18 protein-coding genes and 1 tRNA gene are annotated in these 17,990 nt (G+C 56.6%); 12 read left to right on the top strand and 7 right to left on the bottom strand.

Annotation, left to right across the window (positions count from 1 at the left end; translation table 11 throughout):
* Positions 1 to 73 precede the first annotated feature (73 nt).
* The 5 genes from NW838_RS13710 (at position 74) to NW838_RS13690 (ending at position 3,346) form a co-directional block, all read left to right on the top strand.
* A complete protein-coding gene (locus NW838_RS13710) occupies positions 74 to 271 on the top strand; it encodes a cytochrome b6f subunit family protein (RefSeq protein ID WP_041436278.1) in 198 nt (65 codons plus the stop codon).
* A 37-nt stretch (positions 272 to 308) separates the two neighbouring features.
* On the top strand, positions 309 to 638 hold the full coding sequence (locus NW838_RS13705; RefSeq protein WP_238376891.1) for an HU family DNA-binding protein: 330 nt from the start codon (positions 309 to 311) through the stop codon (positions 636 to 638).
* Between the two features lie 12 nt (positions 639 to 650).
* Positions 651 to 2,111: a DASH family cryptochrome gene (locus NW838_RS13700; RefSeq protein WP_414357682.1), complete on the top strand. Its 1,461-nt coding sequence runs from the start codon at positions 651 to 653 to the stop codon at positions 2,109 to 2,111.
* A 100-nt stretch (positions 2,112 to 2,211) separates the two neighbouring features.
* Positions 2,212 to 2,283, top strand: a tRNA-Met gene (locus NW838_RS13695).
* A 133-nt stretch (positions 2,284 to 2,416) separates the two neighbouring features.
* Entirely contained in the window at positions 2,417 to 3,346 is a 930-nt protein-coding gene (locus NW838_RS13690) for a restriction endonuclease (RefSeq protein WP_414358483.1), read from the top strand.
* Positions 3,347 to 3,469: 123 nt separating this feature from the next.
* Here the strand turns inward: NW838_RS13690 and NW838_RS13685 are convergent, their stop codons facing one another.
* From NW838_RS13685 to NW838_RS13660, 6 genes are all read right to left on the bottom strand, one after another.
* Positions 3,470 to 3,913, bottom strand: a complete 444-nt coding sequence (locus tag NW838_RS13685) for a DUF29 domain-containing protein (RefSeq protein WP_414358481.1) — start codon at positions 3,911 to 3,913, stop codon at positions 3,470 to 3,472.
* Between the two features lie 488 nt (positions 3,914 to 4,401).
* Positions 4,402 to 5,052 carry a Rho termination factor gene (locus NW838_RS13680; protein WP_414428223.1) on the bottom strand — a complete coding sequence of 217 codons (651 nt, stop codon included), beginning with the start codon at positions 5,050 to 5,052 and terminating at the stop codon, positions 4,402 to 4,404.
* Positions 5,045 to 6,409 carry an AAA family ATPase gene (locus tag NW838_RS13675; protein WP_414428222.1) on the bottom strand — a complete coding sequence of 455 codons (1,365 nt, stop codon included), beginning with the start codon at positions 6,407 to 6,409 and terminating at the stop codon, positions 5,045 to 5,047. Before NW838_RS13675 ends, NW838_RS13680 begins: the two co-directional genes overlap by 8 nt.
* Before the next feature lie 89 nt (positions 6,410 to 6,498).
* Positions 6,499 to 8,706: a phosphoketolase gene (locus NW838_RS13670; RefSeq protein WP_414428221.1), complete on the bottom strand. Its 2,208-nt coding sequence runs from the start codon at positions 8,704 to 8,706 to the stop codon at positions 6,499 to 6,501.
* Between the two features lie 34 nt (positions 8,707 to 8,740).
* On the bottom strand, positions 8,741 to 9,415 hold the full coding sequence (locus NW838_RS13665; protein ID WP_414428220.1) for a cysteine hydrolase family protein: 675 nt from the start codon (positions 9,413 to 9,415) through the stop codon (positions 8,741 to 8,743).
* A gap of 18 nt (positions 9,416 to 9,433) precedes the next feature.
* Positions 9,434 to 10,402 carry an isopenicillin N synthase family dioxygenase gene (locus tag NW838_RS13660; protein ID WP_414428219.1) on the bottom strand — a complete coding sequence of 323 codons (969 nt, stop codon included), beginning with the start codon at positions 10,400 to 10,402 and terminating at the stop codon, positions 9,434 to 9,436.
* A 584-nt stretch (positions 10,403 to 10,986) separates the two neighbouring features.
* On the opposite strand from NW838_RS13660, the gene NW838_RS13655 reads away from it, so the two are divergent.
* The 7 genes from NW838_RS13655 to NW838_RS13625 all read left to right on the top strand — a co-directional run bounded on the left by NW838_RS13655 (position 10,987) and on the right by NW838_RS13625 (position 16,986).
* Entirely contained in the window at positions 10,987 to 11,457 is a 471-nt protein-coding gene (locus tag NW838_RS13655) for a hypothetical protein (RefSeq protein WP_414331929.1), read from the top strand.
* Positions 11,458 to 11,603: 146 nt separating this feature from the next.
* Positions 11,604 to 12,680, top strand: coding sequence for a leishmanolysin-related zinc metalloendopeptidase (locus tag NW838_RS13650; RefSeq protein ID WP_414428218.1), 1,077 nt, complete (start codon positions 11,604 to 11,606; stop codon positions 12,678 to 12,680).
* 142 nt (positions 12,681 to 12,822) lie between these two features.
* Positions 12,823 to 13,104, top strand: a complete 282-nt coding sequence (locus tag NW838_RS13645) for a hypothetical protein (protein ID WP_011432432.1) — start codon at positions 12,823 to 12,825, stop codon at positions 13,102 to 13,104.
* Positions 13,105 to 13,164: 60 nt separating this feature from the next.
* Positions 13,165 to 13,512, top strand: a complete 348-nt coding sequence (locus NW838_RS13640; protein WP_414413951.1) for a hypothetical protein — start codon at positions 13,165 to 13,167, stop codon at positions 13,510 to 13,512.
* Positions 13,512 to 14,411: a DMT family transporter gene (locus NW838_RS13635; RefSeq protein ID WP_414428217.1), complete on the top strand. Its 900-nt coding sequence runs from the start codon at positions 13,512 to 13,514 to the stop codon at positions 14,409 to 14,411. Before NW838_RS13640 ends, NW838_RS13635 begins: the two co-directional genes overlap by 1 nt.
* An 82-nt stretch (positions 14,412 to 14,493) precedes the next feature.
* Entirely contained in the window at positions 14,494 to 15,606 is a 1,113-nt protein-coding gene (locus NW838_RS13630) for a glycosyl transferase (protein ID WP_414428216.1), read from the top strand.
* A gap of 54 nt (positions 15,607 to 15,660) precedes the next feature.
* The gene (locus NW838_RS13625) at positions 15,661 to 16,986 is read left to right on the top strand and encodes a class I SAM-dependent methyltransferase (protein ID WP_414428215.1); all 1,326 of its coding nucleotides are present in this window, start codon (positions 15,661 to 15,663) and stop codon (positions 16,984 to 16,986) included.
* 141 nt (positions 16,987 to 17,127) lie between these two features.
* Here NW838_RS13625 and NW838_RS13620 read toward each other — a convergent pair whose 3' ends face one another.
* On the bottom strand, positions 17,128 to 17,823 hold the full coding sequence (locus NW838_RS13620; protein ID WP_414357768.1) for a hypothetical protein: 696 nt from the start codon (positions 17,821 to 17,823) through the stop codon (positions 17,128 to 17,130).
* Positions 17,824 to 17,990 lie beyond the last annotated feature (167 nt).

Below are 17,990 nucleotides of genomic sequence, written 5' to 3'. Positions count from 1 at the left end.
CAGAGGTGCGGCAGGAGCTCGGCAAGGGGACTTTTGCCGTACCATCTTGAGTGGTAAGTCTCTTCGCGGTTTTATGGCGATCAAGGTTGGAAATAAGGTCAAAGTTCGCTCTGTCCAGGATCGCGGACAAGAAAACCTCAGCGCTCTGGTGGGCAAAGAGGCTGTGGTGCTGGCACGGCGTGTGGTCGATGGCAGCGGTGTCGGCTACATTCTGGAGTTTCCCGATCGCTCTCGACATTGGTTTTTCGAGAGTGAACTGGAGGTGCTCTAAGCCCCTGTCTGTGTTCTGTTGTCTAGAGGGTCGGTTGGTGGCTTCTCCTCCTCATTTGACTCGCCGTTTGCTGGCCCGCCAGATGGCCGCGCAGGTGGATGGCCTGACCGTGGAAATGGCTGCTGCTGCTCTGGAGGCTATGCTGGACAGCATTAGCCAATGCCTGGCCCAGGGGGGATCCGTGCGGCTGGCTCGCTTTGGCACGTTCTCGCTGCGCCATCGTCCCGCCCGGCAAACCTATCATCCGCGCACCAAGGCCCCTGTTCACATCCCGGCTGCCGATGTGCCTCATTTTGTTCCCAGCCCTGAGCTGGGGCGTCCAGCTGGGGTTCGGGTGTCCAAGTCTGAGTCCGCGGGATCCGTGTAGGGTAGCTGCAGAATGACCGTCCTGCTGTGGTTTCGCACCGACTTGCGCCTGCTGGATCACCAGCCGCTGACGCGGGCCTGCCAACAGGGATCCCCTTTGATCCCCTTGTATTGCTTGGATCCCCGCCAGTTCGGCGAGACTTCCCTTGGGCTCCGCCCCAGAACCAGCCCTTTCCGCGGTCAGTTTTTGCTGGAGAGTTTGGCAGATCTGCGGCAGCAGTTGCGGTCGCGCGGCTCGGATTTGGTGATCCGCCAGGGACAGCCAGAACAGGTGATCCCCACCTTGGCACAGGAGTGGGGGGTCGAGGCGGTCTATGCCCATGAAGAGGTGGGCACCGAGGAGAAGGAGGTGGCGGCTGCTGTTGAGCGGGCTTTGTGGTCTCTGGGGATCCGGCTGCAGGTTGATTGGGGCCATACCCTCTATCACCCTGAGGATCTCCCCTTTTGTCTCTCGCAACTGCCGGAGCTGTTCACCCGCTTTCGAAAGCAAGTCGAGGGGAGCACCCCCATCCGGGATCCCTTGCCCATTCCCTCGATCCCCCCCCTGCCATCGGGTTTGGATCCCGGCCCTCTGCCCACCCTGGCCTCGCTGGGGCTATCTTCACCTGCTAGGGATCCACGGGCCCGCTTCACCTACCTTGGCGGCAGCACTGCTGCCCATGCCCGCCTGCAAACCTACTTTTGGGATCGGGATCGGCTGCGCATCTACAAAGAAACCCGCAACGGCATGTTGGATCCCGACGATAGCTCCCGGCTTTCTGCTTGGTTGGCCCTGGGCTGCATCTCCCCTCGCACCGTCTATGCCGAGGTCAAGCGTTACGAGCAGGAGCGGGTGCGCAATGAGTCCACCTACTGGCTGGTGTTTGAGCTGCTGTGGCGGGATTATTTTCGCTTTATCTTGGCCAAGCACGGCGCCAAACTGTTCCGTCCTTCTGGGATCCAAGGGATCCCCATCCCTTGGCAACAGGATTGGCCGCGCTTCCAGGCTTGGTGTCGGGGTGAGACGGGCTACCCCTTGGTGGATGCCAACATGCGGGAGCTGGCGGCTACCGGATTTATGTCCAACCGGGGACGGCAGAATGTGGCCAGCTTTTTGACCAAGAACCTGGGCATCGACTGGCGCATGGGCGCTGAGTGGTTTGAGTCGCTGCTCATCGACTACGACGTGGCCAGCAACTACGGCAATTGGAACTACACCGCCGGCGTAGGGAACGATGCCCGCGGCTTCCGCTACTTCCACATCCCCAAACAATCTCGCGAGTACGATCCCAAAGGAGACTATCTGCGCCACTGGTTGCCGGAATTGGCCGGGATCCCGGGGGATAAAATCCACGAGCCCTATCGCCTCACTGCTGCCGAGCAGAAGCAATTTGGAGTCCGATTGGGGGTGGACTACCCTCGCCCACTGGTGGATTTGGAGAAGTCTCTCGCGGCCAACCGACGGGTTTACGAAGCTGCCCTGACCTGCCGATAGGCGTGGCTATGTCTGTGGCTTCTCTCCCGAGAGGGGGCTGAGGGGACTTTCCAAGCAGCAGTTCTGGCCCAAGAGTGCTATTCTAGTTAAGCGCTGTCCTGGCTCAGTAGCTCAGCGGTAGAGCAGGGGACTCATAAGCCCTTGGTCGCGTGTTCAAATCACGCCTGAGCCATCCACGTCAAACTTTTTTCAGAGGCTTCCCGGCCTGGCGGATACCCTAACTGGCTTGCAGCAGAGGGTTGGCGTAAAGTTATGGGTGGAACCTACTTCGGTTTGGGATCCCTGTCTTCACATCGGTTCTACAAATGGCCGTTCCCGATTATCAGAGCTTGATGTTGCCACTTCTTCAGTTTGCAGCCCGCAAAGGCACTGAAATATCAACCAGCGAAGCTGTTGAAGTTCTGGCAAAGGAACTGGGCCTCACAGAGGACGATCTCAGGGAGATGCTGCCGAGCGGTGTACAGCCAACCTTTGTCAATCGCGTCGGCTGGGCTGCAACTTATATGAAAAAGGCAGGGCTGCTGGAAACAACGCGCAGAGGATTCTACCAAATTACTGACCGCGGAAGAGATCTTCTTGAAAAACAGCCCAAAACCATCAATGTAGAGTTACTCAGGCAATATCCTGAGTTCATGGAATTTGAGAAGCCTAAAGGTACAAGAAGCAGCAACAAGGCAAGCAAACAAAAAGCTTTATCAGAGACTTCGGCAGCGACACCATTAGAGCAGTTAGAAGCTGCATATGAAAGTCTCCGTGACAAACTGGCTGATGAACTGCTTGCCAAGCTAAAGAAAGTATCGCCCGCCTTCTTCGAAAAGGTTGTTGTGGAGCTGCTGGTTAAAATGGGCTACGGAGGCTCACGAGCAGATGCGGGCAAAGCAATTGGCAAGAGTGGCGATGGTGGAATTGATGGGATCATCAAAGAGGACAAACTCGGTCTTGATGTTGTGTATATTCAGGCAAAGCGTTGGGATAGCAATCCGGTAGGTCGTCCTGATGTCATGCAGTTTGTGGGTGCTTTACAGGCTCAAAGAGCAAACAAGGGTATTTTTATCACTACCTCCAGGTTTACTGAAGACGCTAGCAGCTACGTTTCGCAGATCGGCAGTAAGATTGTTTTGATTGACGGCGAACAACTAACAAATCTAATGATTGAGCACGACGTTGGCGTATCTACAGTTTCGTTGTACCCAGTCAAGAAAGTTGATAGTGATTATTTTGAAGAGAGCATCTGACAACCGCATCAGCTCAGACCGTCAATTGGCCACAGCGAAATTGTCATTTGCCTAGGTGGAATGTTAACTATGAAAACGCCCAACTGAAAGAGGGAGATACGCCATGAGGGAAAGACGAGATCCTCACTGGGGGCTCTCCTGCTCAGGGTAAAAGTCGGGATCCATCACCTGATCCAACGTGTAGGGGCACCGGTCAGGCAGGTCATCTAGAGATAGGGGCGTTTCTTTAACCACCAGCAGGACGCTCTTTTGATAAGCTTTATTCATTGCTTCAACCAGATAAGACTTAAGGCTGGGATTATCCGCAATTAACTCCTGCACCTCTTGCCGCTGTTCGATAATTGTGGCTATCCTACTTTTGCTTCGTTGTTGAGGCTGAAACTGCCACTTTAGCAGATGGCCCACCAGGATCCCTAGCCGATTCACCAATTCGCGGCGTTCTTGCCTGCCCAAAGTCTCAATCTCCTCCACCAAGTTGGGAATATCCAATCGATCCCACTGCCCCGATCTCAGCAGTGCGGCTTGCTCTTGCGTCCAGGCATAAAAGTCGCAGTCGTAAAGCGCCATGATCCATTCCTAACAGGACACCGGCCAAAGATAAGTCAATCCTACCGGTTCCAGCCGTTGAGCTTCGACCTCATAAGTTTATCGAGTCCTCAAACTCTGTAGCTACAAAGCCTCGGATCTGTGGCAGCGTTGGATCCCAATGGGGCCTGACCCTGAACAATATGAGGTTTCAACAGGTCTGGAGCGCTTGATCACGGCCCAGGATCCAGGCGATAAGGGGGGGATCCCTGTGGTCAAGATAATACCGGACGGTTTGGGTCAGGTCGATCTCCAAGATGCTGGTAATCATCCTGTGCATGAGCTCCAGATGGATCCGGTCGTCCTAGGTAAGCAGAGCATACCTGCCATGGAGGCTGTTGTTGAGAGCGGCCAAGGCTGTTTGGGTGGCAGTAGCCATTCAAAGGGAGGCTTGAGGCAGGCATCCCACAGCAAGCGGAGTCGGGCCTCGGTGATGTGGAGAGGAGAATATGTTTTTGAAGGGATCCCTTTCAGCTCTCTCCCTCTGTTTTTTTCCGCGAGCGAGTTGAGGTCGCTTTCTTCGCGCCAGCGGATGCCGCAGATCTCTTGGATGATTTCTTCAGAGTAGGGGGCAACGCTGTAGGAGTTACGAAAAATACTTCCGATAGGGCATCCAGTTTTTTGCCTCGCGTAATTTTGCACCCAAGCTTGGTTATGGGGGTTAAGTCCTGCCACCAACTTCTATCCGCCTCTGCAATCCGGGCAGCTGCAATGGTTACATCGACTCCCTTGAGGGGACTGCTGGGTCGCTCGGCTAGGTATCTTAGCGCAGCCAAGATAGTCTCTCTCGATGTATTGGTCAAATTTACCTTCGGAACAATTTCTTTGGCGAGAATCTGGGCCTGCTTAACCTGCTCTGGATCAGGATCGACAACGATACACCATAGCCTTTCCAGTCCCGCTTCTTGAGCAACTGCATAGACAAAATGGTTACCAATGGCCTTGTACTGATAGTCGCCAGCCTCGGCCACCAGCAGAGGAACCCAGTTGTGTCCTCCTGTCGCCCTTAGCTGATCTGCGGCTGCGGCAACAAGGAAGGAGGGAGCAGAAAACCCATCGGCGGGCGTAATGCTCTCAAGGGGTAAGTTAACCAACCTACCTAGATCTGAAAACTCACTCATCGATAAAGTACTCACGGGCAAGACTCTGGTAGTATTCTAAAACTCTCCTGCGCTTAAAGACGGCAGGAGTTCGAGCAAAGCTTGCAGAGGATATCACTGCATAGTCAGGTATCCTAAAAATGCTTTTGTCTTCATTACCTTTCTTAAAATGCGGCCAGAAATATGGACGTAGATCTACACTTTTCTCCTGCTTGATAAGCTTATCTATCTCTTCGTTAGCTAGTTTAATAGTGTATTCACTTCCCGAAGAGACGCCGTTGAAAAAGGTAGGCAAAGCAATAGGGCCACCATCCTGTCGTGACCTAGCAGTTTCTGGAATAAACTTGGTGATTACTCTAACAGCATTATTCAGGGAAGACAGATCGTTGGGGCGGGTAGGTATCAAAATAACATCGGCAGCAAAAACACCACTTTGGCTGAAGTAAAGCCATTGAGTTGGGCAGTCGATTAGGATGTAATCATACTCATTGCGAAGAGGGGCAATCAGATCTCGAAGGCGTCGGGTTCCCTTTTGGATATATGCTAGCGACTGGCTGTCGGTCAACGTCTCCAGCTCAGGGTCTCTTGGGATAATGTCAAAGCTAATGTCGAGAGTTGAGTCAAAGATATAGGGGAACCTATTATTGATTGGATAGCTAAGCGATTGAATAATACTATGAACATCTATCTTTGGATCTTTCAAGCATTGTGTTAGCGTAATCTCTCCAGGAGAAAGGCCAAAACTTCTTGTCAAGTCTCCCTGAGAATCAAAATCAACAGCTAAGACTCTTTTTCCCTTTGCTGCAAGTGCTGCTGCCAAGTTGATGACAGTCGTTGTCTTGCCTACGCCTCCTTTGTTATTGTACACACATATAGTCAAGGCACGCTCATAGTTTTCTAGCTTGTTTCGCAAATCACGTACTATGGTCTCAATGTTATCTGGATTAATGGATAAGTTTGCTGTAGCAGGGTGGACGACTTTTCCATGCTTCCTCCAGATCTGGATGTAACTCGCGTTTGTGATTATTCCCCACTTTGCAGACTTAGAGCGCTCTCTAGATAGGTATCCTTTTACTTGATCTACTGCTTCTTCGTAAGTGGAAGAGCCTTCACTGAGGTCATATGTTCTAGATTTGACTTCTAAAAAAAGATATGGATTTTTCTGGGAGTTATAAAAAATATCCGTAGCTTCCGTATTCTTCCGTGCTGCAAAGTCTACCTTTCCACAGCCTGTCTCAAATTGAGGTCTAATCTCTAGATCGTCAAAGCCCAGCTCGTAGAGGAGAGGGTTGGCAAAATACTGGACAATAACTTGCTCAGTTTTTTCGCTAGGAGATATTTTCTCAAGTTTCTCCCGAAGAGAGTTAGCACTGGCCATAGGACGACAAAGGTAAACAAAAAACTGACACTTAGAACTTCTCGAAGTGTGAAACTGGGGTAATCCCTTGGTAGATTGAAAGCTTGCCCTCAGCATAGCAGTTGCTTGGCTCGTTCTGACAGTGCCTGAGCTGTCAGGCCGTTGTAGTCCATCAATTCGGCGGGGGTGGCGGTGGTTTCCCCGCGTTTCCAAGCGAAGAAATCCCGCGGGCCGGCATAGCGCAACATCAAGGGTTCGAGCATCAGGCTAGATCCGCCTGTTACCCCAATGAGGGCCTCGCCGGCAAACCAAGCGGCAAACTCCTGGTCGGACATGAATTCCCCATCTGGCTGAGCACAGGTGGACCAAGCCACGTCGCCGGGGCGATACAGACGGCGGGGGTTAATCACCGAGACGATTTTGCAGCCGATCCCTTGGGCTTGGAGCTGCTCAGCCGCCTCGAACACGGGCAGGAGAATCATATCCCCCACCACGGCAAAGACCACGGTGCGGGATCCAGGAAGTTCCTGAAGGACGATGCAGCCCTGCTCTACTGCTTGGCGGGCTTGTTCGAGGGTGGTGCGGATGGGCAGGGGGGTTTTGCTGGCGATGATAGGGATCCCTTTGTTGCAGGTGGATAGGGCCCATTCGTAGGCAGCTTGGGCACAGTTGGCATCCGGCGGGAAGAGGGGAAAGATGTTGCCGTTGCGCATCATGGCCGCCAGGTAGGCTTCAATTTCCGGGCGTTGGTGGGTCCAGCCGTTGCGCCCCTGTTCCAGAGCGCCGGCAGTGAAGAGGGCAATGGCCGAGGGGGTGGGCCGGCGCAGCTCCGCCATGGCTTGGGTTACTGTCTGCCAGATGGGTAGGCCGTTGACGGCAAAGGACTCGTAGGAGCACCACAGGGAGCGTCCGCCGAAGAGCGCCAGGCCCGCCGTCAGTCCTGCGCAGGCATCTTCGCTCAGGGGCTCATAGACTTGTCCTTGGGGCTGTTGGTTGTAGAGGGGATCCACCGTGGGGTGAATCACCTTGAGACCTTGGTTCACATTGGCAATGCCGGAAGCTTCGTTGCCGTCGGCATTGGCCACCAAAAAGTCGGGATCTTTCTGCCCCACCTGCACCACCAGGGATCCGATGGCCGTGGTGGAAACCTGCTTGTCCCCCAGGGGAAACTCCGTTAGGTTTAGGGATCCCAGAGGTGGAAGGGGCCGAACGAACTCTGTAACCGCCACTTTGGCGGCTGGCCCCCCGGCGGCCCGCTCGCAGTTCTGTCGCACCAGGGCCCAAGCTGCCGGATGTAAGGCCCGCGCCCGCAGAGCCGCCACAATGTCCGGGTGATCCAGGGTGTGGTGGCCGTAGAGGTTGTGGGACTTGGATCCCTTGGCATGTACCCCAGCCCCCTTCAGTTGCTTGAGGATGAAAACCGTTAATTGTCCGCTCAGGGCTGATTGGATGGCTCGCTCCATTTCGATCAGCACCCTTTGGGCAAAGGCAAGGCGGGCTTCTAGGGAAAACTGGGTGCTATCGACATAGGGGCCGGGCTGCTGGGCATCGTCGAAGTCTTTGGCGTCCACCAGAATCACTTTCTCAAAGCCGTTGCCCCGCCAATACTCGGCCATCTGGGCGTTGCTGGCGGTGGAGATCATGCTGTGGTGCTCTTGGCTGTAGCCGTTCCAGACCAGCACCGGCAGGAAGTTGGTGCGCTGCGGGAAAGCCGTGTGGAAGTGAATCATGGAGCTCATCACATAGGGCTCTCCCAGGCCGCCATCCCCAATCGTGACCGGGAAGAGGCGATCCGGGTAGAGTAATGCCCCCGCCATGGCAAAGTGCTGCCCCTGCCCCAGCGGCCCAGCCGGCGCCAGCAGTCCGGGAATGTAGCCAGAGAGGTGACCCAACAGCCCTTCCCGCTCTCGAAAACGGGCCCGCAGGTCGGCGACGGTGTGGATGCCCATCTCGGCCAGGGATCCATCCAAAAACATGGCCGCGTAAAAGCCCGGCGCGTGGTGCCCAACTTCGGTGGGGATGTTCTTCTGGCCCAGGTACACCAGAGCTGCATAGGCTTCTGCTTGGCTGGCAAATCCGCCCGGATGGCCTGAGGCTTTACTGGCGGTCATTTGCAGGGTGAGGTAGCGCAAGGCATCGGCATAGAGCAAGGTTTGGTAGGCGGCCATACGACTGCCGGGATCCCTCAGTTTCCCGGTGCCGGCATCCACTGCAGGGGCCTGGCCCAGGCGGTCGAATTCCGGCCAGGGATCCCCGAAGTACTGGATCCCTTCGCAAAAGGCGGGGACTTGGGCAGTTGCCTCCTGAGCCAGTGTCATCGGTTCAGCCTCACGCTTGTTGGGTTATTCACACTCACTGTAAACCCGATAACGCTTTTTGGATGTTCTGAGCAGAACTCGTCCAGCCGACGATGCCCCCTTGCGCCCGGATCATCTCCAGGGTGGCTTGCTTGAACTCTGGGAAGTAGCTGGCGGTGCAATCTTCCACCAGCAGGCACTCATAGCCGCGGTCATTGGCCTCGCGCATTGTGGTTTGCACGCAGACTTCTGTGGTTACCCCGGTGAACAGCAGGTGGGTGATGCCGCGCTTTTGCAAGATTGCTTGCAGCTCGGTGGCGTAGAAAGCCCCCTTGCCGGGTTTGGGGATGACGATCTCTCCCGCAAGCGGAGCAAGCTCAGGGATGATGGTGTTGCCCGGCTCTCCGCGAATCAAAATCCGCCCCATAGGGCCTTCGTCCCCAATGGTCAGGGATCCCTTGCCGCGTTTGCGCTTGCTGGGCGGGCAATCGGAGAGATCTGGCTGATGACCCTCTAGGGTGTGAATGATGGTTAGGCCCTTCTGACGACAAAAGTCCAGCAGCCCCTTCAGGGTGGACACAATGGATCCCAGTTGGGTGACATCGTTGCCCAACATTTCCCCAAAGCCGCCCGGCTCCAGGAAATCTCGCTGCATATCGATGATCACCAGGGCCAACTGAGACAGGCCGGGAACTTCATACTCGTAGGGCAAGGCCGGGATCCGAAACATAGAGACCCCCAGTTGGGATCAATGCTGGGGCGGGGATCCTGCCTCGGCCAGGCCGATTTCCCTCAACCGCTGGGCCAAGTATTCTCCGGCAGTCAGGGAAGGGAACCGAGGGATCCCGCCGGTGCGGGCCACACAAGTCGGCAAGGGCGTGAGATCCACCTCTGGCCGCGGATGCACAAAGAAGGGAATGGAAAAGCGGCATTCTTGAGGGTTGTCGGGGTTGGTCACCCGATGGGTGGTGCTGCGCAGCAGGCCATTGGTGAGGTTTTGCAGCATATCCCCGGCATCGACAATGATCTGACCGGGCAGAGCCGAAATGGGCAGCCAAGATCCATCTCGTTGCAGAAGTTCTAGCCCTGGCGCGGTGGCTTCACACAAGAGCGTGATCAAGTTGATGTCTTCATGGGCTGCAGCTCGTAAACTCTGGGGAGGGGCTTCAGCGGGAAGGGGCGGATAATGAATCACCCGCAAGAGATTGGCTCCTCCTTCCGCCGCTTTGGGCAGGTATTCGGCAGGCTCCCCCAGATACAGAGAGATTGCTTGCAACAGTCCCTGGGCACAGGTTTCCAGTTGGGCGAACAGCTCTACCATCACCCTGCGAAATTGGGGCACCTCCCGAGGCCAGATGTTGGCAGGAAGGTGGGGATCCCCTTCGCGCCCGATGTGCCAAAACTCTTTCATGTCAGGATAGGGATGATCTTTAGCGTGTTCTTTGCCAAAGGGGGTGTACCCTCGTTGCCCCAGCAGCGCCGGATCCTCATAGGCTCTCTTGGTTGGCTCTGGCAAAAGAAAAACGGCTTCTGCGGCTTCATAGGCTTCCCGGATCAATTCCGGCGATAGGCCATGGTTGACCAAGGCAAAAAAGCCAATCTGTTGCAGCGCTTCCCCCACCTGGCGGACAAACTGCTCCCGCTCACCTGACGTTCCGTTTTGAAAGGCGGCAAAATCGACAACCGGCAGAGTCTGGCGTTGGGGAGTGGTTACCACGGCAAAAGTCGTCTCCGGCGAAGAGTCAACGCTATTTCTAGGCAGCGGGCTTGGTGTCCTATGCTATCCTTCCTAAGAAGCCAAGGGGAGAGTTCTGAATCGAAGACGGTCTGTTCGGGGTTCATCTACAATATCTATCTACAATATCTAGAGTCTAAAGCTGCTCAGCTACTTGCCTTCCCACAAGATGCAGGTAGAATCCTGCCGGACAGCCTCTGTCCCTTTTGTCTGGAGATTGCACCTTGTAGTGGCCTGTGCCCTTTTTGGAAGGCTGTGATAAAGTCGATAGAAGCAAAGCTATGGATTGATTTTGCCTTGAGAGCAGTCTGAGCCCTGGGTAGGCGGAATGGAGCGAGTTGTTCTGTTGTTGCACTGGGTTAACTGGATAAAGCAGGGCAGGCTACTTCTCTCTTTTTTAGCTGATTAAAGTTTTTGTAAAGTTACGGATACCTGTTGCTTGTCAACCATAACCGCGCCTAGAATTGCCGAGGACTGATGTTTTCGGAGATAGTTTGCAGACACTGTTGATGTTGCTTTCCTTTTGCCTACTCTCAATCTGTTGACCTTTCGAGACCGACTGCTCTATGACAGACACTCATCCCTGTGCCCCCTGTATTGTGAATACGGGAACTTTGGTGAACAAGCGGGATATTTACCGACTCCTATCCGATTTGGCCCGTGTTCGCTACTTCGATATCGTCGATGGCTCAGTGCGGAAGCAAGGGGAAGGCTGCGTGGTGGATGTTTTTCAGGATCCCACTGCTGCCACACTGGTGGTAAACCGTAGCCTCTACTTAAATGTGAACAGCTTTGACTATGCCTGTCTGCGGGATCCCGCTTCCGAAGAAGAGATTGCCAACCTGGGCAAGGAGCAGCCGGGCGTGGTTATCGACTTGGTTCAGGACGGACGTATTCTGCGCTTGGTTCCCCTGGTGGAGCCGCGTTCGGATCCCGAGGAGCTCTTGGGGGATAACCAGGCGCTGCGGGCAGCGGTGGATGTTTTGGCTGCGGGCTGGGGCATAGAAGAGGAAAACTCTTCCGACTCCTCAGATTGAGAGATCCTGACCTGAAAATATAGACCTCCAAACCCATCTCTTCCTGGCCTTGAAGTTGACCGGTGCGGTGTGACGCAAATCATGCTCGGGAGGATGGTTGCAGCCGGTATGATCCACTTGGGTCATGGGGCTTTTTGGGAGGTGGTGTGAATTCAAGGCAGCGACTGCTTTTGGGCAGAGTGTGGGGCCTGCGCCTGCTTGGATCCCTGGTGGCTGTGCTTCTGGTACTGGCGCTCAAGGCCTGCGGGGGAAGTGGTGGCTCCTCTTCTGTGAGTGTCATTCCCACTCCCATTCCAACCGTCATTCCCACTTCTACTCCAACTGTCGTTCTCACCCCTACTCCGACTGTCGTTCCTACCTCTTTGCCCTCGCCAACGACTGCGCCTGCTTCCCAGTTCACCATTGACGTTCGCTTTCCCGACAACAGTCTCACTCCTACCCAGCAGTCGATCATCCGCAGTGCTGCTCTGCGCTGGCAACAGCTCATCGTTGGCGACCAGCCGGATCTGCCCCCCACCACCATTCGGGCCGACGAATGCGATCGAGGGTTTCCCAGCACGCCACTCAATTTCCCCATCGACGATCTGTTGGTGGAGGTGCGGGCCAGAAACCTCGGCGACGAGCGAATTTTGGGGGGAGCTGCTCCCTGTTTTGTACGGGCCTCTAATGGTCTGCCTTTTTACTCCGTAGTTCTGTTCAACAGTCAAAATCTATCTGCCCTGGAAGAACGAGGGGATCTGCCCATTACCGCCCTGCACGAGTTGGGCCATGCCTTGGGCTTCTTGCCCATCGTCTGGGATCCCAAGGGGCTAACGGTGGGCTTGGTGGGACGGGATCAGCCTACGCCCCCTGGCTATGATCCCCGCTTTATCGGCCCCAGGGCGGTCAGCGCCTTCGCCACGCTGGGAGGAAACGCGCCCTCTGTTCCTTTAGAAAACGAGTTTGGGGAGGGATCCCGAGATTCCCATTGGCGGGAGAGCGTCTTGGGCCGCGAGCTGATGACCAGCCGCATCGACCGGGGGGTAGCCAACCCCTTGAGCATTCTCACGGTGGGAGCAATGGCAGATATCGGCTATGAGGTGAATCCAGCAGCGGCGGATGGCTTTGCTTTGGGGCGCAGTAGAGGGATCCCTCAGCCTTTGGAACTGCAGGAGCTGGAGTTGACCCTACCCCTACAGCGATTTGACGCCGAGGGCAGGCGGGTGGGGGATCCCCAGGCCTAAGAAAAGGAGTATATCTACTCATGGCCAAGAGGCTACCTTTTAACAATAATGAAGGTCGAGTTGTATAACTTCACAACATCGACATAGCATCGACAAGTTCTCAACATCGACAAGTTCTCACCTCATCTCTTTGCAATTAGCTATGGGTATCCTCAAGAAGCTTTTCGGCGGCCTGTTCTCCTTCTTCGGCATTCTCTTCGGCGGCTTGGTGGATTTTGTTACCGGGCCTTTTCGTTCTGCACCAGCTTCTCCCAGCTCTGCTCCTGCGGCTACAGCAACTGCTCCTGCCAACAAGCCCAAGGTGGTGGTGGAGAAGCCTTTTGTGCCCAATGAGATCTCGGCTCCGCGTCCTAACCGTCGCCCTGGCCCGGCTTTGGATGTGTTCCGGGCTATGGTTCAGGAGATCCCTTCGGCGCGGGCTTAGTCTGCCCATCTTCGGGAGCAGCTCGTAAGATGGAGGTGACACCGCTGGAGACTGCTCTCTATGTCCGATCTCTCTTTCTCAGAACAAGAACGGCTGAAACAGCTTGAGCGTGAACTGGAGCAGGCGGCTGCAGCCTCTCGGGAGTCGGGAACATCCGTTGCGTCTCAGGGGAAAAGTGCCGTCCGAGCTTGGGTTGAGACTTGGGGGCGTCCACTGGTGACGGTCTTCGCCATTCTGGGCTGTATTCTTCTGGTCGGGCTGTTCTTCCGGGTTTTCGGCACCGTTCTCAGGTGGGCAGTGGTGGCGGGGCTGGGCTATCTGCTCTATGCCTGGGTGGTGGCACCGCGGCTGGGCCTTCCCACCGGAGCTAAGTCGAAGCCAGAGGACAGCAATCTCGACAGCTTTTGATGCCTAGGGATCCCTGGCGAGCCTATGTTTACTTGGCGGCGGCCATCTTGGGCTGGGCCACGGCTGCCAGCGCTTTTAAGTTTGGGTTGCGGTACCTGTCGCCGACGGTTCTGCTGATTTTTTCGGCCTTTAGCTCTTGCCTGATCCTGGGGATCGTTTTGGTGGTTACAGGGCGGGCGAGGTTGATCGGCAGGCAGAAGGGATCCCAAGTCCGCCTATCGGCTCTTCAGGGGCTGCTCAACCCCCTTGGCTACTATGGGGTGTTGTTCCAGGCTTATGACCGTCTGTCGGCTCAGGCGGCGATGGCTCTGAATTACACTTGGCCGCTGGTGCTGGCTCTTCTGGCGGTGCCGCTGCTGGGAGAGCGCTTCCGTTGGCGGCTGGTGTTGGCCTTGGGGGTGAGCCTGCTGGGAGTGGTGCTGGTGGCTACGGGGGGATCCTGGGGCACCTTGCAGGTGGAGGATCCCTGGGGGGTGCTGCTGGCGGTGGGCAGCTCTGGAATCTGGGCGCTCTACTGGCTGCTCAATGTGCGGGATGGGCGAGATGCGGTGCTGAAGCTGTTTATGGGGTTTCTCTTCGGCAGCCTCTATGGCCTGCTACTGCTGCCGTTTCAGGAGGTCTCTTGGACAGTTGCGGGGCTGGGTTGGGCGGCTTACATTGGTCTGGCGGAGATGGGCCTGACTTTTGTATTTTGGCTGCGGGCTCTGGAGTTGGCGGGCCATCGGGGATCCCTGGCCAACTGGGTGTATGTGACGCCTTTTTTGTCGTTGGGGTTGATTGCGGTGCTGTTGGGCGAGACGATTGCGCTGGGATCTGTGGTGGGCCTGGGCTTGATCTTGGCGAGTAACCTGTGGGGATCCCATAGGGAAAAGCCCCCCGCGGATCCTGTTCTGTCCTGAGGCGGTTGCGTTCGCGCCAGCGGGACGGAGTCCTATCGCGTTAGCGGGACGGAGTCCTATCGCGTTAGCGGTGCAGAGCACAATGAATCCCGTTCCTCTGTATGTGGCGGCAACAGCTCACGGGTTTGGGCACGTTACCCGTCTGGCGGCGGTCGTGAATGCTTTGCTGCGGCGGGATCCCCATGTTCTGCCCATCTTGGTCACGCCGGCACCCCGCTGGCTCCTGGAGCGCTATGTAGAGGGGAAGTTTCTCCATCGACCGCGGGCGTTGGATGTGGGGGTGGTGCAGCCGGATGGGCTACAGGCCGATCTGCCGACTACGTTGGCCGCCCTCAAGGCGTTCAAAGCCAGCGCTGCGGAGCTTATTCGGGAAGAAGCGGATTTCATTCGAGCCCAGGGGGTGCCTTTGGTGTTGGCGGATGTGCCGCCCATTGCTGTAGCCATTGCCCAGGCTGCCGGGATCCCCTGCTGGATGGCCAGTAATTTTGGCTGGGATTTCATCTATCAGGAGTATGGCCCGGAGTTTCAACCGTTTGTGGCCTGGGTTCGGGAGCTCTATGGGCAATGTGACCTTCTGTTTCGCCTGCCCTTTAGCGAGAGCATGGTCGCGTCAGCGGTGCGGAGCACTAGCGCCTTCCCGCATCAGCGGGAGGTGGGGCTGACGGGATCGGATCCCCGCTACCCACCAGAAGAGGTCGCCGCCCAGTTGGGGTTACACCCGGAGCAACCCAGGGCTTTGTTTACCTTTGGCGGGCTGGGGGTGCAGGGGTTTCCTTACGAGCGGCTCCAAGATTTTCCCGACTGGCAGTTTCTCACCTTTGATCCGGAAGCTCCCCCCTTGCCCAACTTGCGGGTTTTGGATGGGCGGGTGTGGCGACCGGTGGATGTGATGCCCCTCTGCCGCTGGGTGGTGTCCAAGCCGGGCTATGGCACTTTGGCGGAGGCCCTGCGCAGCCGCACACCTATGGCCTGTGTTACCCGCTCTGGGTTTGCTGAGTCACCGTTGCTGGTTGAGGGTTTGCGGCGCTATGGCTGGCATCGCATTCTCTCGCCAGAGGAGTTTTTTCAAGGATCCTGGGACTTTTTGCGGGATCCCGCCCACCCGCCCCAGAGGCCGGATGGGTTGGATCTCCAGGGGAATGAAACCCTGGCTGCGGCCTTAGAGGCATTCCTGCGGGGGAGGGATCGCGGGTAGGATAGGGGGCAGCTTTCTGCAGCGGATCCCTTCACGGTAGCGGTGTGGAGCCCTATGGCCAGCAGCTCGTTCGGGTCAGCGGTGCGGAGCACTGCGGAATCTTTGCGGCAACTGTACGAAGAACTGCCCTACCCCAATGTTTCCATTGAGGCCTCGGGCCGCAACGCCATTGACGGGTTGTACCGCCTAAGTTTGACCACCGCCCAATACGCCCGCACCCGCGCCATTGTGCCCAGCGAAGGCGCTCTCATTTTGAATGCTGGCTGCGGCTCGGGCTGGGAAACGTTGATCCTGGCGGAGGCCAATCCAGGGGCGCGGCTGGTGGTGTGCGACCTGTCAGCAGAATCGGTACGGGTGACGGAGCGACGCTTGCGCTACCACGGCTTCGGGGAGGTGGAGCTCCATGTTCTCAACCTATTGGACATCGAACAGTTGGGGCTGGAATTTGATTTCATCAGCCTCAACGATGTGCTCTATCTGCTGGACGATCCGGTGGCGGGGCTAAAAGCCCTCAAGCGGGTTCTCAAACCTGACGGGATCCTGCGGGCCAACCTGCACCACGCCTACCAGCGGGAGGTGATCTTTCGCCTACAAGAGGCGTTTCGGCTGCTGGGGCTGTTTGATCTACCCACTCCTGAGGCCTGTCAGCGGGTACGGGAATTCATGGCCAGTTTGGCCTCGGACGAAATGCGGGCAGCCCTGCGCTGGAACCCTGAGATCTACAAAGACGACACCAACATCCGGGCCAACTACCTCTTGCCAGGAGACAAGGGCTTCCTGATCCCCGACCTGATGCGCATGCTCGAGGAAGCTGAGCTGGGCCTGGTTTGTCTGGTGGACTATGCCGACTGGGATCCGGCGCTTTTGTTCAAGGAGAGGGCCATGCCCCCCTGGTTGCAAGCTGAGTTGGACAAGCTCTCGCCTGCGGATCAAAATCACTTTTATGAGCTGATCTACCCCAACCATCGCCTCATTGACTTTTGGGCGGAACACCCCGGCTCTTCCTTGGTCTTGCCCTGGAGCGACGCCGATTGGCTGGGGGGCAGGGTGCAGCTTAACCCCATCCTGACCGACAACGTCGAATTTCGCCAAAACTTCGCCAAAGCCTACGAGAAGAAGCTGGAGTTTGCCATGAATTGGCCGGGGGCTAGCTATGGACGCCTAACCATTCCAGCTCCTCAGATGGCCTGGCTGGGATCCCTGTTGCAGGGGCCAACGCCGGTGAAGGCCATGATTGAGCAGGCAGCTCAGGTCAACACGTTAGAGCCGGAAGCGGCCCAGGAGGAGGTGCTCACCTACCTGGCAGGGCTGGAGTCGTTTTTGTTTGTGATGTTGGATCCTGCACCCGTTCCAGGAGAAGGAGTTTTTCCAATCGCTTGAGATCCCCGAGCCTTTCTCCCAAGGGTAGAGGGAAGCCAATGGGCCGGTTCACGGCAACTTGGAACGACTATTGAGGGATTGAGGCTCTGCCGGGCTGCAAGAACGGTCTTGGGCAGATGTCAGATGGGAAGAGATCCCTCTCTAGCGATCCACCAGGCGCAGCTCGAAGGTGAGGATGTTGGCGGCCAAAATCTCCAAAGCCCCGCCCTCGATAAGGTCGCGAGTGAGGGCAGCTCCGGAGCCACTTTGTTGGATCAATTCGCGGCTGCGGCGCACCGTCTCTTGTCGCTGGGGATCATCCACAACCACCTGCCGCTGATTGGACAGGCTGAGGCGATAGAAGTTGGGCAAATCTCCCCGGGTGGCATCAATGGCCAGATTGGTCTCTTCGGGGGCCACACGGAAGGGGGCGCGAGCGGTGAGCAGAGCCACCTGAATATCTTGATCCCGCCCATCGAGACCCTGCAGCTCGGAGATATCGATCTGGAAGTTGAGGGTATCGCGGTCGCGGGTGAGGCGATTGACCCGTACCTGGTTAAAGCCGACCGCAAACTCTCGTTCCGGCTCTCCAAACCGCTGGATGGTGGCCTGCAAGACCGACTCTTCGTTGAGGGGGGTAACCCGAATGAGGTAATCCCAGTCCCGCACAAAGGTGTACTCGTTGGGCCCCACACGGACGTTGGGATCCACCAAGTTGGCGGTGGGACCGGGGCTACCGGCCCGGCTGAGGGCCACCACGTACCAGTAGTTGGGGCTGATGGGCAAACCCAGGGTCATGCGTACTTCCAACACAGGCCGGGCCCAAGCTGCAACAGCCGTGAGAGCTGTTATGGCCATGGCCCCGAAGCAACTCCACAGCCAGCGCTGGGGAGGAAAATTAAGCTGCGGCGGGCGAGAGCAAGTGATGGCTGTAGTTCTCATTCAAGCCTTTTCAAGGGCAGTTGCCTGTCTGATACATTCACGCTGAACTCTCCTGAACATGGTTCAGGAAAGAAGCGATCGCA

This window comes from Synechococcus sp. R55.2 (genome assembly GCF_047462075.1).
GTDB lineage: Bacteria > Cyanobacteriota > Cyanobacteriia > Thermostichales > Thermostichaceae > Thermostichus.
This window is presented reverse-complemented; position numbering and strand designations above follow the sequence as displayed.

Bases quoted from the DNA above. Each gene is read 5' to 3' on its own strand.
- NW838_RS13640 (WP_414413951.1), top strand. From the start codon at position 13,165: ATGTCCGATCTCTCTTTCTCAGAACAAGAACGGCTGAAACAGCTTGAG.
- NW838_RS13675 (WP_414428222.1), bottom strand. From the start codon at position 6,409: ATGGCCAGTGCTAACTCTCTTCGGGAGAAACTTGAGAAAATATCTCCT.
- NW838_RS13620 (WP_414357768.1), bottom strand. From the start codon at position 17,823: ATGGCCATAACAGCTCTCACGGCTGTTGCAGCTTGGGCCCGGCCTGTG.
- NW838_RS13670 (WP_414428221.1), bottom strand. From the start codon at position 8,706: ATGACACTGGCTCAGGAGGCAACTGCCCAAGTCCCCGCCTTTTGCGAA.
- NW838_RS13645 (WP_011432432.1), top strand. From the start codon at position 12,823: ATGGGTATCCTCAAGAAGCTTTTCGGCGGCCTGTTCTCCTTCTTCGGC.
- NW838_RS13665 (WP_414428220.1), bottom strand. From the start codon at position 9,415: ATGTTTCGGATCCCGGCCTTGCCCTACGAGTATGAAGTTCCCGGCCTG.
- NW838_RS13625 (WP_414428215.1), top strand. From the start codon at position 15,661: ATGGCCAGCAGCTCGTTCGGGTCAGCGGTGCGGAGCACTGCGGAATCT.
- NW838_RS13690 (WP_414358483.1), top strand. From the start codon at position 2,417: ATGGCCGTTCCCGATTATCAGAGCTTGATGTTGCCACTTCTTCAGTTT.
- NW838_RS13635 (WP_414428217.1), top strand. From the start codon at position 13,512: ATGCCTAGGGATCCCTGGCGAGCCTATGTTTACTTGGCGGCGGCCATC.
- NW838_RS13680 (WP_414428223.1), bottom strand. From the start codon at position 5,052: ATGAGTGAGTTTTCAGATCTAGGTAGGTTGGTTAACTTACCCCTTGAG.
- NW838_RS13685 (WP_414358481.1), bottom strand. From the start codon at position 3,913: ATGGCGCTTTACGACTGCGACTTTTATGCCTGGACGCAAGAGCAAGCC.
- NW838_RS13700 (WP_414357682.1), top strand. From the start codon at position 651: ATGACCGTCCTGCTGTGGTTTCGCACCGACTTGCGCCTGCTGGATCAC.
- NW838_RS13655 (WP_414331929.1), top strand. From the start codon at position 10,987: ATGACAGACACTCATCCCTGTGCCCCCTGTATTGTGAATACGGGAACT.
- NW838_RS13710 (WP_041436278.1), top strand. From the start codon at position 74: ATGGCGATCAAGGTTGGAAATAAGGTCAAAGTTCGCTCTGTCCAGGAT.
- NW838_RS13630 (WP_414428216.1), top strand. From the start codon at position 14,494: ATGAATCCCGTTCCTCTGTATGTGGCGGCAACAGCTCACGGGTTTGGG.